At 67.3% G+C, this 13,969-nt stretch carries 10 protein-coding genes; 9 read left to right on the top strand and 1 reads right to left on the bottom strand.

Annotated elements, in window-relative coordinates; translation table 11 throughout:
- Positions 1-52 precede the first annotated feature (52 nt).
- From tsaE to C8J47_RS07755, 7 genes are all read left to right on the top strand, one after another.
- Complete coding sequence (gene tsaE, locus C8J47_RS07785; protein WP_121885406.1) at positions 53-493, top strand: tRNA (adenosine(37)-N6)-threonylcarbamoyltransferase complex ATPase subunit type 1 TsaE; 441 nt, start codon at positions 53-55, stop codon at positions 491-493.
- Positions 490-1,458 carry an aminoglycoside phosphotransferase family protein gene (locus C8J47_RS07780; protein WP_183129059.1) on the top strand — a complete coding sequence of 323 codons (969 nt, stop codon included), beginning with the start codon at positions 490-492 and terminating at the stop codon, positions 1,456-1,458. The genes tsaE and C8J47_RS07780 overlap by 4 nt, the downstream gene beginning before the upstream one ends.
- 53 nt (positions 1,459-1,511) lie before the next feature.
- Positions 1,512-2,210, top strand: a complete 699-nt coding sequence (locus C8J47_RS07775) for a nucleotidyltransferase family protein (RefSeq protein ID WP_121885405.1) — start codon at positions 1,512-1,514, stop codon at positions 2,208-2,210.
- Positions 2,203-5,163: a double-strand break repair protein AddB gene (addB, locus tag C8J47_RS07770; RefSeq protein ID WP_121885154.1), complete on the top strand. Its 2,961-nt coding sequence runs from the start codon at positions 2,203-2,205 to the stop codon at positions 5,161-5,163. Before C8J47_RS07775 ends, addB begins: the two co-directional genes overlap by 8 nt.
- Positions 5,147-8,578, top strand: a complete 3,432-nt coding sequence (addA, locus tag C8J47_RS07765) for a double-strand break repair helicase AddA (RefSeq protein ID WP_183129049.1) — start codon at positions 5,147-5,149, stop codon at positions 8,576-8,578. The genes addB and addA overlap by 17 nt, the downstream gene beginning before the upstream one ends.
- 64 nt (positions 8,579-8,642) lie before the next feature.
- Complete coding sequence (trxA, locus tag C8J47_RS07760) at positions 8,643-8,966, top strand: thioredoxin TrxA (protein WP_055877560.1); 324 nt, start codon at positions 8,643-8,645, stop codon at positions 8,964-8,966.
- 91 nt (positions 8,967-9,057) lie between these two features.
- Entirely contained in the window at positions 9,058-9,342 is a 285-nt protein-coding gene (locus C8J47_RS07755) for a virulence factor (protein ID WP_121885153.1), read from the top strand.
- A gap of 1 nt (position 9,343) precedes the next feature.
- Here the strand turns inward: C8J47_RS07755 and argJ are convergent, their stop codons facing one another.
- Entirely contained in the window at positions 9,344-10,564 is a 1,221-nt protein-coding gene (gene argJ / locus C8J47_RS07750; RefSeq protein WP_121885152.1) for a bifunctional glutamate N-acetyltransferase/amino-acid acetyltransferase ArgJ, read from the bottom strand.
- A 146-nt stretch (positions 10,565-10,710) separates the two neighbouring features.
- Between argJ and C8J47_RS18880 the strand changes: the two genes are divergently transcribed.
- Positions 10,711-10,962: a hypothetical protein gene (locus C8J47_RS18880; protein WP_147454297.1), complete on the top strand. Its 252-nt coding sequence runs from the start codon at positions 10,711-10,713 to the stop codon at positions 10,960-10,962.
- 99 nt (positions 10,963-11,061) lie between these two features.
- On the top strand, positions 11,062-13,800 hold the full coding sequence (gene secA, locus C8J47_RS07745; RefSeq protein WP_121885151.1) for a preprotein translocase subunit SecA: 2,739 nt from the start codon (positions 11,062-11,064) through the stop codon (positions 13,798-13,800).
- Positions 13,801-13,969: the final 169 nt, after the last annotated feature.

Genomic DNA, 13,969 nt, shown 5'->3' with positions numbered 1-13,969 from the left:
AACTGCCCCTCACCCAACCCTCTCCCCGAGGGGGAGAGGGCTCGTGCGCGTGATCCATTTACCCGACCCGCAAGCTACCGAAGCGTTCGGGGCTATGCTTGCCGAGCTGGTCCGAGCCGGCGACGTCATCACGCTTGTGGGCACGCTCGGCGCCGGCAAGACCAGCGTCGCCCGCGGTCTCCTCGCCGCACTCGGGCTCGCCGGCGAAGCGCCATCGCCCAGCTTCGCGATCGTCCAGCCCTACGAGCCGCCCGAAGTGCGCTTCCCCGTCCTCCACGTTGACCTCTACCGGATCGACGACCCCGCCGAGATCGAGGAATTGGCGCTCGACGACGCGCGCTATGATTCGCTGTTGCTGGTCGAGTGGCCGGAGCGCGCGGGTCCCGATCACTGGCCGGATGCGCTTCGCTTGACCCTGACGATCGAGCCGGACGGCACGCGCGGCTTGACAGTGGGAGTCCCGGAAGCTTGGAGGTCGCGATGGCCGACATGACCCCGCCGCCCGGCGCCGCCGCTTTTCTCGACGCTCATGGCTGGGGTGGGGCACAGATCCTCCCGGTCGCCGGCGACGCCTCGTTTCGGCGCTATTTCCGCGCGATCGAAGCAGGGCGGCAAGCGATCCTCATGGACGCGCCGCCGCCACACGAAGATCCCCGCCCGTTCATCGCGGTCGCCAAATGGCTCGTCGAACGCGACTTCGCGGCGCCGGCGATCTTGGCGTGCGACTTCGACCAGGGGCTCGTGCTGATCGAGGATTTCGGCGACGATCGGTTGCGAGAAGCAGTCGACGCTTCACCGGACGAAGAACTGTCGCTGTATGCGCCCGCGATCGACCTGTTGGTGCGGCTGCGTGCCCAACCGGCTGGGCCGGTCCCCCCCTATGATCGCGCGGTGCTGAAGCGCGAGGCGGGGCTATTCGTCGAATGGTACTGCCCGGCGGTCGGCATCGAGCCTGATCTTGCAGGATGGGACGCGGCTTGGGAGTCGGTGTTCGACCACGCCATCGCCGAGACGCCGGTCACTGTATTGCGCGATTATCACGCCGAAAACCTGATGCTCGTCGGGCCGGAGCGATCGCTTGGCCTGCTCGATTTTCAGGACGCTTTGGCGGGGCATCCGGCCTATGATCTGGTGTCGCTGTTGCAGGATGCGCGGCGGACGGTCGATCCGGCAGTCGAGGCGGCGATGCTGGCGCGATATCGCGCGGCGGCGGACGCGGGAGAAGAGTTCATGAACGCGTATCACGTGCTCGGCGCGCAGCGGAATGCGAAGATCCTCGGCATCTTCACGCGGCTGTGGAAGCGCGACGGCAAGCCGCATTACGCGACGATGTGCCCGCGCGTCTGGACGTATCTGGAGCGCGATCTGGCGCAGCCGGTGATGGCGACGGTCGCGGCGTGGTTCGCGGCGAACGTGCCGCCCGCGCTGCGCGGCGATCCGCTGGCCTTGAGCGCGTGAGCCGCCAGCAGACGATCCGCCCTGTTCCTCGCGGGATCGTGCCCGAAACGGCGATGGTGATGGCGGCGGGACTGGGCAAGCGGATGCGCCCGCTGACGGCGACGCGACCCAAGCCGCTGGTCAAGGTCGCGGGCAAGCCGTTGATCGATCACGTCTTCGAGCGGTTGCAGGCCGCCGGGATCAAGCGCGCGGTCGTCAACGTGCATTACCTCGCGGATACGCTGGAGGCGCACGTCACCGACCGGTTCGACGGGATCGACGTGGTGATCTCCGACGAGCGGAAAATGCTGATGGAGACGGGCGGCGGGCTCGTCCAGGCGCGGGGTCTCCTCGGCGATGCGCCGGTACTGGTCGTCAATAGCGACAACCTCTGGATCGACGGGCCGGTCGACGCGATCAGGCTGCTCGCGTCGCGCTGGGACGACGCGAAGATGGACGCGCTGCTGCTGATGGTGCCGCTCGCGCGCGCCAACAATCACTCTGGGATGGGTGACTTCTATCTCGGCAGCGACGGGCGGATCGTCGGCCGCCGCAAGCCGGGCCGCGTCGCACCATTCGCCTATACCGGCATCCAGATTATCCACCCGCGGTTGATCGCGGACTGGCCGGAGGGACCGTTCTCGACGAACATCTTCTGGGACCGCGCGATCGCCGCCGGCCGCGCTTATGGGCAGGTTCATCAGGGTCTGTGGTTCGACGTCGGCACGCCAGCCGCGATCCCGAAGACCGAGGCGATCCTCGCGGATGGCTGATCTCGTCGCGACGGATCACCCGACGCTCTACACGATCCCCGCGCACCGGGCGTTTGCGGATGCGCTGGTCGCCGGCCTGACACGGCGAGCCGGGCGCGATCCGTTGGCGCTCGCCCGAGCGCTCGTCGTGTTGCCAAACAACCGCGCGGTGAAGGCGGTAACGGAAGCATTCGTGCGCGCGAGCGGCGGCGGGCTCGTGTTGCCGCGTCTGGTAGCGCTTGGCGATCCGGAGATGGGCGAGGCAGTCGGCGCCGCGCTCGATCCGGCGGACGACATCGATCCGCCGCTGCCCGCGGTGCCGCCGTATCAGCGGCGCATGATCCTCGCGCGACTGGTGTCGGAAGAGCGAGCGCGCGAAGGCCATCCGGTCGATGCCGCTGAAGCGGTGCGCCTCGCAGGCGAACTCGCGCGGACGCTCGATCAGTTGCTGGTCGAGGAAGTGCCGCCGACCAAGCTGCGCGATATCGAGCTTGGACCCGAACTGACCGAGCATTGGCGCCGCGCACTGGCGACGTTCGAGATCGTCCTGCAACGCTGGCCGGGCGAACTCGCGCGGCTCGAACGGATCGACGCAGCGACGCGGCGCTCAGCGTTGCTCGACCGGCTCGCCCAGCGCTGGCGGAATGCGCCACCCGCCGGGATCGTCTGCGCGGCGGGCGTGACCGATTCCGCCCCCGCGGTCGCGCGCCTGCTCCGGTGCATCGCCGACATGCCGCAGGGCATGGTGGTGTTCGCGGGCCTCGACCTCGCGTTGCCCGACGAGGAATGGGACGCACTCGGCCCGCATGATCCGCACCCGGTGACCGGGCTCACGCGGCGATCGATCGAGACGCATCCGCAGTTCGATGCCAAGCTGATGCTCCTGCGCATGGGCGTCGCCCGAGGCGAGGTGCAGACATGGCGCGAGGGCGGCGGGCATGACGCCGACCCCGCGCGCGGCCGGGCGATCGCCAACGCGCTGGCGCCCGCGGACTTCACCGGCAAATGGACGCAGATCGCTGCGGAGGATCGCCGCTTGAAGGGGGTGACTGCCGCGGAACTCGCGACGCCGGCGGAGGAGGCGCAGGCGATCGCGCTCGTGCTGCGGGAGGCGTTGGAAGTGCCGGAGCGGACCGCCGCGCTCGTCACGCCGGATCGCGCGCTGGCGCGACGAGTGGCGGCGCATCTCGGGCGCTGGGGCATCGGTATCGACGATAGCGCGGGGCGGCCCTTGTCGATCCTGCCGCCGGGGACGTTGCTGCTCGCGCTGGCCGAAGCAGCAGCGCAGCGCTTCTCCCCCCTCGCGCTGCTGGCGTTGCTGAAGCACCCCTTGGTGCGCGCGGGTGACGATCGCTTGCTATGGCTCGACGGCGCACGCGCGCTCGACCGACGGTTGCGCGGGCCAAGGCCGGCGGCGGGGCTCGACGGCATCACCGGGCATCTGGAGGAGCGCAAGGGCACGGCGGCGACATGGTGGACCGATGTCCAGCCTCTGCTGACGCCGCTGGCGAACGCGTTCGATCAGGGGCCGCAGCCCTTGGCGTCGGTGCTCGCCTGCCTGCGCGAGACGGCGCAGACCCTGTGCGGGGACAATCTCTGGTCGGGCCTCGCAGGGCGTGCCGCAGCCGAGTTCCTCGCCGATCTGGAAGCCGAAGCACCCGCCGGACCGCCGCGGATAGATCCACGCGAGCTGCCGCAACTGTTGCGGACGTTGCTCGACGAGGTCGCTGTGCGACCAGCGCCGGGCGGTCATCCGCGGCTCGCGATTTATGGCCTGATCGAAGCGCGGTTGCAGACCGCCGACGTCATGGTGCTCGGCGGCTTGAACGAAGGCGTGTGGCCGGGGAGGCCTGCGCCGGATCCTTGGCTCGCGCCGCGCATACGCATGGAGCTTGGCCTGCCGGGTCTGGAGCGACGTGTCGGCACAGCCGCGCATGATTTTGCGCAGGCGTTAGGCGCACCTCGGGCGGTAGTCACGCGGGCACGCAGGGATGCGAAGTCACCCGCTCTGGCCTCGCGCCTCTGGCTCCGGTTGCAGGCACTCGCGGGCGATCGGTTCGAGCGGGCTTCGGCGCTGGAAGGCTGGACCCGGGCGCTTGACGATCCGGGCGAGCATCTCCCCGCCGACCGTCCCGCCCCGTCGCCGCCCGCGCTACTGCGTCCGAAGGCGATTTCCGTCACCGAGGTGGATCGCCTCAAGGCTGACCCCTACGCCTTCTACGCACGCCGCGTGCTCGGGCTTATGCCGCTCGATCCCGTCGATGCTGATCCGAGCGCCGCGTGGCGCGGCACCGCGGTGCACGACATCCTCGAGCAATGGTGGAAGCAGGACGGGTGCACCGTCGACACGCTGAGGCTGCGCGCGAAGGCGATGCTCGACGACGAACGCACGCATCCGATGATGCGCGCACTCTGGCAGCCGCGGTTGCTCGAGGCGATAGACTGGATCGCGGGCGCTATCGTCGCGCAAGGCGAAGACGGCCGGACGGTCGCCAGCGCCGAGGGCAAGGGCAAGGTCGAGATCGCCGGCGTGACCTTGTCAGGTCGCTACGACCGCATCGACAAGCTGCCCGACGGACGCCTCGCCGTGATCGACTACAAGACCGGCAAGCCGCCTTCGCCGACCGCAGTCCGCGCCGGCTACAGCCTCCAGCTCGGCCTGCTCGGCCTGATCGCGGAGCGCGGCGGGTTCCCAGACGTCTCCGGCACCGCGGGCGCGTTCGAATATTGGTCGCTCGGCAAGAAGCGCGACGCGTTCGGCTATATCGAGAGCCCGGTCGATCCCGAGGGTAAGCGCGACAAGATCCCGACCGCCGAATTCACGTCGATCGCCGCGCACAACTTCACCGAAGTCGTCGGCGAATGGCTCACCGGCAGTGCCGCGTTCACCGCGAAGCTCGTCCCCGAATACGCCCCCTATGCCGAGTATGACCAGCTGATGCGACGCGACGAATGGTATGGCCGTGAGCGGTGACGCGCTCGCCACGCTGCCCCGGCTGAGGGGAGCGCAGGCCGATGCGAGCAACCCGGCCTCGCACGTCTGGCTGTCCGCTTCGGCCGGCACCGGCAAGACACAGGTGCTGGCGGCACGCGTGTTCCGGCTGCTGTTGCGGGGTGTCGATCCCGGCGCGATCCTGTGCCTGACCTTCACCAAGGCGGGCGCGGCGGAGATGGCGCAGCGCATCAACGGCCGGCTCGCCGCATGGGTACGAATGCCCGCGCCGGCGCTGGCGGCGGACCTGATCGCGCTCGGCGAGAGCCCTATACAGGCGTTGCAGGACCGCGCGCGCACCCTGTTCGCCAAGGTGCTCGATGCGCCGGGCGGGGGCCTTCGTATCCAGACGATCCACGGATTTTGCCAGGGATTGCTGGCAGCATTCCCGGTCGAGGCCGGGCTGACGCCGGGGTTTCGACCGCTGGAGGCACGCGAAGAGGCGGGGCTCGCACGCGAGGCGCTGGCGACGATGCTGTCGGACGCCGAGCGCGAGGGCCGCGAGCGTCCCGTCGAGATCGTCGGACGCCTGTCGCTGCGGATGGGTGAGGGCGGGGCGGAGGCGTTCCTGCTCGCCTGCGCGCGCGCGTTGCCGGCTTTGGAGGCCCTCCCGGTCGGCATCCAGCCCTGGCTGCGACGTGAACTCGGGCTTCCGTCAGGAGATATCGACGAGGCAATCGCGGAATGGTGCGACGCGCTCGACCTCGACGCGATCGCGCGCATTGCCGCGGCGAACCGCGCGTGGGGGACGGCCACCGGGCAAGCCGCGGCGGCGACCGTGCAGCGGTGGCTCGACTCAGAGGATCGCGCGGCGACCTTGGACGAGCTCGCCAGCGTCGTGCTCACCGGCACGGGCACGCAGCGCAAAGCCTCGAAGAAACTGATCGATGCCGAGCCCGACTACGAAGTCCTTGCGCGTGACCTCGGCGAGGCGTGCACCGACGTGCTGTCGATGGTCCAGCGCGCGACGTACTGCGACCTGCTCGCCGACGGGCTTGAGGTCGGGCGCGACTATGCGCGAGGCTATGCGCTGGCCAAGCGGCGCGCGGGCGCGGTCGATTTCGACGACCTGATCGCGACGACGGTGGCGCTGCTCGACCAGCCGGGGATCGGCGAATGGGTCCGCTACAAGCTCGACCAGGCGACCGAGCACCTGCTGATCGACGAGGCGCAGGACACCAACGGGCATCAGTGGCGGATCGTCCGTGCGCTGGCGGACGAGTTCTTCGTCGGCCGCGGCATCTATGCGCCGTCGACGCGCACGCTATTTACGGTCGGCGATTACAAGCAGGCGATCTTCGGGTTCCAGGGGACCGATCCGCTCAATTTCCTGGCGGCCGAACAGTATTTCGGCGGTCGTGCGAGCGAGGCGGAAGGCGATGACGGTTGGCCCGAGGAGGAACGTGGGCTCCCCTTGGCGCGGCTGTCGTTGCGGCACTCGTTCCGGTCGACGCGGACCGTGCTGGAGTTCGTCGATGCGGCGATCGATGCGATCGGTGAGCCGGGGCTGGGCATTGCCGGCGAGGTCGAACGTCACGCTAGCGAGGTCGCGGGTCCGGGCACTGTGACCTTGTGGCCATCGGTGTCGGCCGGCGGTAGCGAGGACGATGAAGAGGGCTGGGTCGACGACGCGGTGCGCAAACTCGCGAGCGATATCGCGCGCGCGGTGAAGGGCTGGCTCGCCCCCGACACCGGGCTCATGCTGGAGAGCAAGGGGCGGCGGCTGCGGCCCGAGGACGTCATGATCCTGGTCAAGCGGCGCGGTGACCTCGCCTCGCTGATCGTCGCGCGGCTCTATGCCGAGGGCGTGCCGGTGGCGGGCGTCGATCGCCTGCGGCTGAACGCGCCGCTCGCGGTGCAGGATCTGCTCGCAACGATCCGCTTCGTGTTGCAGCCGGAAGACGATTTGAGCGTCGCGGCGTTGCTCGTCTCCCCGCTGATCGGCTGGACGCAGGATGAGTTGATGGCCGCCGCCCCGCGCGAGGCCGGACCGTTGTGGCGCCACCTGCAACGCACGCAACCCGCGGTTAGGCTCGCCCCTTTGCTGGCGATGCTCGCGCGCGCCGATATCGCCACGCCGTACCAGTTCCTGGAGGAACTGCTGTCGGGGCCGCTCGACGGTCGCCGGAAACTGATCCGCCGCCTCGGCACCGAAGCACGCGATCCGATCGAGGAACTGCTCAACGCCGCGCTGACCTTCGAGAGCACGACGACGCCGTCGCTACAACGCTTCCTGGACTGGTTCGACCGCGGCGATGTCGAGATCGTCCGCGATCCGTCCGCCCCCCTCGATGCGGTCCGGGTGATGACCGCACACGGCGCCAAGGGGTTGCAGGCGCCGCTGGTAATCTTGGCGGATGCGACGGCCGACCCGTCGGCGGCGCCGCGCTCGATCCTGAAATGGGCGCCCGAGCCTGGGGCTGCGCCGATCCCGGTGTTCCGGCCGCGGTCGAGCGAGCGTGGCGGCCCGCTGGATGCGGTCGTATCGGCCGCCGAGCAGCGCGAACTGGAGGAGCATTGGCGGCTGTTCTACGTCGCCGCCACGCGCGCCGAAGAGCGGCTGGTGATCGCCGGTGCGCTCGGGCCTCGCGCGAAGGGTGTGCCGCCAGAGAACAGCTGGTACGCCGCGTCCGATCGTGCGTTGACGGCGCTGGAGGCGCCGGTAGGCGAGGGCGCGCGGATTTTCGCCGGGGTCGAGCCTCAGCCTGCGGTGATCGCCAAGGCTCCGGCTTCGGTCGAGATTGCGGCGGACGCATACCTGCCTGCCTGGGCGCATCAACCTGCACCGCAAGAAGCACGACCGCCTCGTCCGCTGTCGCCGTCTGCGCTGGGTGACGACGCGGTGTCCGATCCGCCACCGACCCCAGCGATGCGCGTCGCGGCGGAGCGGGGCCGGCTGATCCATGCGCTGTTCGAGCGTCTGCCGGCGGTTGCTGCTGCCGACCGCGCGGTGAAGGCCGATAGCTGGCTGGCGAAGGCGGGGGGCGTCGGTGATCCCGCTGCACGGTCCGAGATCGTGCAGAGCGTGGTCGCAGTGCTCGACGATCTCCGCTTCGCCGAGCTTTTCAGCGCGGATACGCTTGCCGAAGCGCCGATCGCCGCGACCCTTGCGAATGGCATGGTCGTGTCAGGAACGGTCGATCGCCTGTTGATCGAGCCCGACCGCATCCGCGTCGTCGACTTCAAGACCGGTCGGCGCGCACCGCGCGGCCTCGACGACGTCCCGGAATACCATCTGAAGCAGATGGCGGCCTATGCCGAAGCCTTGGCCGTGATCTTTCCGGGTCGGTCGGTCGAGGCGGCCTTGCTGTACACGGCCGGCCCGCGGTTGATCGTGCTGAACGACGAGACGCTGGCCGCGAACAAGCCGCACTATCGGCCCACGGAGCAAAGCTAGCCTCCCGGTGGTTGAGCGCACACGCGAGCGACCTTAGATACGTCTCAACCAAGGAGAATTCACGATGGCGACCAAGCAGATCACCGATGCCAGCTTCGATGCGGACGTACTGAACGCCGACGGCCCCGTACTCGTCGATTTCTGGGCGGAATGGTGCGGCCCGTGCAAGATGATTGGGCCATCGCTCGAGGAGATTTCGGAAGAACTCGGCGAGAAGGTGACGATCGCCAAGCTCAACATCGACGAGAACCCCGACGCGCCGGGCAAGTACGGCGTCCGCGGCATCCCAACGATGATCCTGTTCAAGGGCGGCGCACCGGCTGCAACTAAGGTCGGCGCCGAGCCCAAGGGCCGGTTGAAGGCATGGCTCGAGGGTGAGCTGGCCTGATGCAATATCCGCCCGATTGCGCTAGATCATCGCCATGACGATGATGGGGCACAATCGGGCGGGCGCGTCCCCCTCAAAGCGAGGGGGCAGCATGTACGCGATTGTGTTCGATCTGGACGTTTCGATGCTGGAGCAGATGTATCCCAATCCGTCATGGCGAAACGCGTACCGCGATGTCGGAGATATTTTAAATAAGCGCGGTTTCGAGCGGCAACAGGGCTCGACCTATTTCGGGAACGAGAACATTTCGGCGATCGACTGCGTGCTCGCCGTGCAGGAACTGAACCGCACCTATTCGTGGTTCAGCCCTGCGGTGGGCGATATCCGGATGTTGCGGATCGAAGAGAATAACGATCTGTCGCCCGCGTTGCGGTGATTTAGCTCCGATAATCGGCGTTGATCGAGATGTAACCGTGCGTGAGGTCGCAGGTCCAAACTGTGGCCCGGCCTTCGCCCAGCGCCAGATCAACGCCGATCTCGATCTCGTGGCCCTTAAGGTGCGCGGCGACCGGCGCCTCGTCGTAGCCGCTCAGCGCTAAGCCACCTTCGGCAACCTGCGTATTCCCGAACCGGATCGAGAGCGTGTCGCGATCGGCGGGTTCGCCCGCCTTGCCGACCGCCATGACCACGCGCCCCCAGTTTGCGTCCTCGCCTGCGATGGCAGTCTTTACCAGCGGCGAGTTGGCGATGCTCATCGCGATGCGGTGTGCACTGCGGTCGCTGTCGGCGCCGGTCACCTGTATCTCGATCAGCTTCTGCGCCCCCTCGCCGTCGCGAACCACGAGCATGGCGAGTTGATGACACAGGTCCGCCAGCGCTGCACGGAAGGCGTCCGCCCCCACGCTGTCATCGTCCGCCAGCGGGACGTTGTCGGCCTTGCCCGTGGCGAATGCCAGCACCGTGTCGCTGGTCGAGGTATCGCTGTCGACGGTGATGCATGAGAAGCTCGGCGCGTTCGCCTTCGACAGCGCGGCTTGCAGGAACTCCGGCTCGACCGCCGCGTCGGTGAAGATGAACCCGAGCATCGTCGCCATGTCCGGCGCGATCATCCCCGAACCCTTGATGATCCCGACCAGCGAGACAGTGCGATCGCCGATCACCGCCGTCGTCACCGCGCCCTTGGTGAAGGTGTCGGTCGTCATGATCGTCGCGGCGGCATCCTCCCAGCCGCAGGGTTCCGCGGCGAACGCGGCGTCGAGCCCTGCTTCGGCCTTGTCGATCGGCAACGGCACGCCGATTACGCCCGTTGAGGACACGAACACGTCCGAGGGCTGGCACCCGAGATGCGCTGCCGTCCGCGCCGCGATCGCTTCGACCGCCGCCCGCCCACGCGAACCGGTGAACGCGTTGGAATTACCCGCATTCACCACCAGCGCCCGCGCCTGACCCAGCGTCAGCGCCGCGCGGCACCACTCGACTTCGGGCGAAGGACATTTGCTCGTCGTGAGCACACCCGCAACCACCGTCCCCTGATCGAGCGTCACGAACGTCAGATCGCACCGATCCCAGGTTTTGTACTGCGCGCGCGCGACATGCAGCGCGACTCCGTCGATCGAAGGGGCGGCGGGGAAGGGCAAGGCGAGGGGCGAGGTCTGCATGCCGCCTTCATAGTCTTTGCCGGGCGGGCGGCAAGACGACGCGCGCGGAGATCTCCCGGGCGGACGCTCCTCCGCCGCGTCCGCCGGGTGCTCTGTTGAGACGAATGGTAGATTTATCGCACGGGCTCGCATACAGCCGGTTCCGCATGAACCTGCTGCTACTCCTCTCCGCACTCTTGTCCGCGCTGACCGGCGCGGTGCCGGGCGGGCGTGGTCAATCGGCACAGGCTGTAGCACAAGGCAGCGTCTGCTCCCAGTCGGTGGCAGCAACGCCGGCCAAGGTCTTGATCAGGCCTGTATCCGACATCGTTACGCTGCCGCAGGTTGCAGTCGCCACCACGCTACGCACGATAGCAATCGTCTCGCGTCCGCTATGGGCAGAGCGCCGCCGCGAATAGCGTCTTGGTGTGACCTTATCGTAACCTTTGGATCCGAGCGATCCGCTTCCGCGTGCGCCCCCCGTGTGCCGCCGCGTCTCAAATTCAGGAAATCAGCCCATGTTCGGTGGCCTCGCCAAATCCTTGTTCGGTTCGTCCAACGACCGCTACGTCAAGTCGCTCAACCCGATCCTCGCCAAGATCGCCTCGTTCGAGCCGTCGCTCCAGGCGATGTCGGATGAGGAACTCTCGGCGCAGACCGTCAAGTTCCGCGCGCGGCTCGCAGAGGGCGAGAAGCTCGACGACCTGCTTCCCGAGGCGTTCGCGACCGTCCGTGAAGCGGCGCACCGCGTGCTCGGCCAGCGCCATTACGACGTCCAGATGGTCGGCGGCATCGTCCTCCACCGTGGCGAGATCGCCGAGATGCGGACCGGCGAGGGCAAGACGCTCGTCGCCACGCTCGCGACCTATCTCAACGCGCTCCCTGGTGATGGCGTCCACGTCGTCACCGTCAACGACTACCTCGCGGCGCGCGACGCCGAGTGGATGGGGCAGGTCTACACCTTCCTCGGCATGACGATCGGCGTCATCATCCCGAACCTGTCGGACGAGGAACGCCGCGCCGCTTACGCAGCCGACATCACCTACGGGACCAACAACGAGTTCGGCTTCGATTACCTGCGCGATAACATGAAGTACGAGCGCAGCGCGATGACGCAGCGCGCGTTCAACTTCGCGGTGGTCGACGAGGTCGATTCGGTGCTGATCGACGAGGCACGCACGCCGCTGATCATCTCCGGCCCGACCGACGACAAGTCCGAACTGTACATGCAGGTCGACGCGGTCGTGAAGCAGCTCGACCCGATCGACTACGACAAGGACGAGAAGCAGAAGACGATCATCCTCACCGAGGACGGCACCGAGAAGGTCGAGCGTATGCTCGAGGCGGCGGGGCTGCTCGAGGGGCAGAACCTGTACGACTTCGAGAACACGCAGGTCGTGCATCACCTCAACCAGGCACTGCGCGCGATCGTGATGTTCAATTCGGACATCGACTACATCGTCAAGGACGGCAAGGTCATCATCATCGACGAGTTCACCGGTCGCATGATGGACGGCCGGCGCTGGTCGGACGGCCTGCACCAGGCGGTCGAGGCGAAGGAGGGCGTGCAGATCGAGCCTGAGAACCAGACGATGGCCTCGATCACGTTCCAGAACTATTTCCGCATGTACCCCAAGATTGGCGGCATGACCGGCACCGCGGCGACCGAGGCGGCCGAATTCTACGACATCTACAAGATCAACGTCGTCAGCATCCCGACCAACGTCGAGGTCAAGCGCGTCGACGAGGAAGACGAGTTCTACAAGGACACGAAGGACAAGTTCGCGGCGATTGCCAAGAAGATCAAGCATCACGCCGACCTTGGCCAGCCGGTGCTGGTCGGCACGGTGTCGATCGAGAAGTCCGAGATGCTCAGCGAGTTCCTGGTCGGCGAGAACGTCGATCACAAGGTGCTAAACGCGCGCTTCCACGAGATGGAGGCGCACATCGTCGCGCAGGCCGGACGCAAGTCCGCGGTGACGATCGCGACCAACATGGCGGGCCGCGGCACCGACATCAAACTCGGCGGCAACCTCGAATTCCGCATGCTCGACGAGCATCCCGAACTGGTCGAGGGCACGCCCGAGTATGACGAGGCGGCGGCGCGGATCACGATCGAGATCGAGGCGGAGAAGCAGGCGGTGCTCGCCGCGGGCGGTCTGTTCGTGCTTGGCACCGAGCGGCACGAGAGCCGGCGTATCGACAACCAGCTGCGCGGGCGCTCGGGTCGTCAGGGCGATCCGGGCCTGTCGCGCTTCTATCTGAGCCTCGACGACGATCTGCTGCGGATCTTCGGGCCGGACACGCTGTTCGCCAAGATGATGCGCAACAATATCGAGGACGGCGAGGCGATCGGCAGCAAGTGGCTGAGCAAGGCGATCGAGACCGCGCAGAAGAAGGTCGAGGCGCGCAACTACGACATCCGCAAGCAGGTCGTCGAATATGATGACGTGATGAACGAGCAGCGCAAGGTCATCTACGAGCAGCGCGCGGACATCATGGACGCGGACACCGTCGGTGACGTGGTGACCGACATGCGCGCGGAGACGGTCAACGTGATCGTCGGCGATGCGTGCCCGCCCAACTCGTATCCCGAGCAGTGGGACGTCGCGGGCATGAAGACGCGGCTTGCCGAGGTGATGAACCTCGAGCCGCAGATCGACGCGTGGCTGCTGGAGGAGTCGGTCGACCCCGAGGTGATCGAGGAGCGCGTCCGCGCGATGGCGGACGAGGCAATCGCGCAGAAGTCGGCGGATCTCGATGCGGAGACGTGGACGTCGGTCGAGAAGTCGATCCTGTTGCAGAATCTCGACCATCACTGGAAGGAGCATCTCGCGACGCTCGACGCACTGCGTCAGGTCGTCCATCTGCGCGCGTACGCGCAGAAGACGCCGATCAACGAGTATAAGCAGGAGGCGTTCTCGCTGTTCCAGCGGATGCTCGAGACGATCCGCGAGGACGTGACCAAGACGATCGCGCACGCGCAGTTCCAGATGCAGGCGCCGGTCGGGCTGCCCGAACTGCCGGACTTCATCACGACGCATTTCGACCCGTTCACGGGGGAGGATGACTCGAACGACTTCGATGCGGGCACGCGTGGTCACATCACGTCGACGATGCCGCCGTTGCAGATCCCGCAGCCGCAGGAGGCCGATATCGGCGAGGATCCGGCGAACTGGGAAGGCGTGGTCAGCCGCAATGCGCCTTGTCCGTGTGGGTCGGGGCGTAAGTACAAGCAGTGCCACGGGGCTGTTTGAGCTTTTAGGACTGAACCTGTCTCCACCCCGGCGAAGGCCGGGGCCCAATTGGTGAGGTCGAAGTAACGAAGCGCGTCCGTCGTTAGCGACGTTCCCCAATTGGGCCCCGGCCTCCGCCGGGGTGGTTAATAGGATGCGGGCCGCCTCCAACTGTTCTCCCGCGAAGGCG

The sequence above is a fragment of the Sphingomonas sp. PP-F2F-G114-C0414 genome (assembly GCF_003688595.1).
In the GTDB taxonomy this organism is placed as follows: Bacteria; Pseudomonadota; Alphaproteobacteria; order Sphingomonadales; family Sphingomonadaceae; genus Sphingomonas.
This window is presented reverse-complemented; position numbering and strand designations above follow the sequence as displayed.

Coding starts and splice junctions, on each gene's coding strand:
- C8J47_RS07780 (WP_183129059.1), top strand. CDS start 490: ATGACCCCGCCGCCCGGCGCCGCCGCTTTTCTCGACGCTCATGGCTGG.
- C8J47_RS07775 (WP_121885405.1), top strand. CDS start 1,512: ATGGTGATGGCGGCGGGACTGGGCAAGCGGATGCGCCCGCTGACGGCG.
- addB (WP_121885154.1), top strand. CDS start 2,203: ATGGCTGATCTCGTCGCGACGGATCACCCGACGCTCTACACGATCCCC.
- addA (WP_183129049.1), top strand. CDS start 5,147: ATGGCCGTGAGCGGTGACGCGCTCGCCACGCTGCCCCGGCTGAGGGGA.
- trxA (WP_055877560.1), top strand. CDS start 8,643: ATGGCGACCAAGCAGATCACCGATGCCAGCTTCGATGCGGACGTACTG.
- C8J47_RS07755 (WP_121885153.1), top strand. CDS start 9,058: ATGTACGCGATTGTGTTCGATCTGGACGTTTCGATGCTGGAGCAGATG.
- argJ (WP_121885152.1), bottom strand. CDS start 10,564: ATGCAGACCTCGCCCCTCGCCTTGCCCTTCCCCGCCGCCCCTTCGATC.
- C8J47_RS18880 (WP_147454297.1), top strand. CDS start 10,711: ATGAACCTGCTGCTACTCCTCTCCGCACTCTTGTCCGCGCTGACCGGC.
- secA (WP_121885151.1), top strand. CDS start 11,062: ATGTTCGGTGGCCTCGCCAAATCCTTGTTCGGTTCGTCCAACGACCGC.